At 64.3% G+C, this 457-nt stretch carries 1 protein-coding gene; it reads right to left on the bottom strand.

Translation table 11 applies throughout. The annotated features are described in order from the left end of the window. Nucleotides 1–430, bottom strand: a 430-nt coding sequence (locus tag AACY52_RS31025) for a cbb3-type cytochrome c oxidase subunit I (protein ID WP_370468087.1), incomplete at its 3' end; no start/stop codon positions are given. Nucleotides 431–457 lie beyond the last annotated feature (27 nt).

The raw sequence follows: 457 nt of genomic DNA, 5'->3' as shown, positions 1-457 counted from the left end.
CGACATACCATTCGGGCTCGGCATATTCGCGGCCCTCGGTGATGCCGAGCAGATAGCCCGTCGCCGCAAGCACGATGAACAACTGGTAGCCCCAGAACACGAAGCGTGCGAGCCAGGGGAAAGCCAGGCGCGCGCGGCAGGTGCGCTGGACGACATAATAACTCGTCGCGATCAGCGCGTTGCCACCAAAGGCGAAGATCACCGCCGATGTGTGCAGCGGCCGCAAGCGCCCGAAGGTGGTATATTCCGAATGGAGGTTGAGCAGCGGGAAGGCGAGCTGCGAGGCGATGACCACGCCGACCAGCAGGCCGACGATCGCCCAGAACACCGTGGCGATCACGCCCCAGCGGATGACCTCGTCATCATAGCGATCGCGCGGGGCGGGCAAGGACCCGTCCGCAGCAATCGCGGGATTGCCAACGCGACGCATCGCGTAGAACGCAGCGATAAATGCCGC

Source organism: Pseudomonas sp. EA_65y_Pfl1_P113 (genome assembly GCF_963970525.1).
Taxonomy (GTDB): domain Bacteria; phylum Pseudomonadota; class Gammaproteobacteria; order Pseudomonadales; family Pseudomonadaceae; genus Aquipseudomonas; species Aquipseudomonas tritici.
This window is presented reverse-complemented; position numbering and strand designations above follow the sequence as displayed.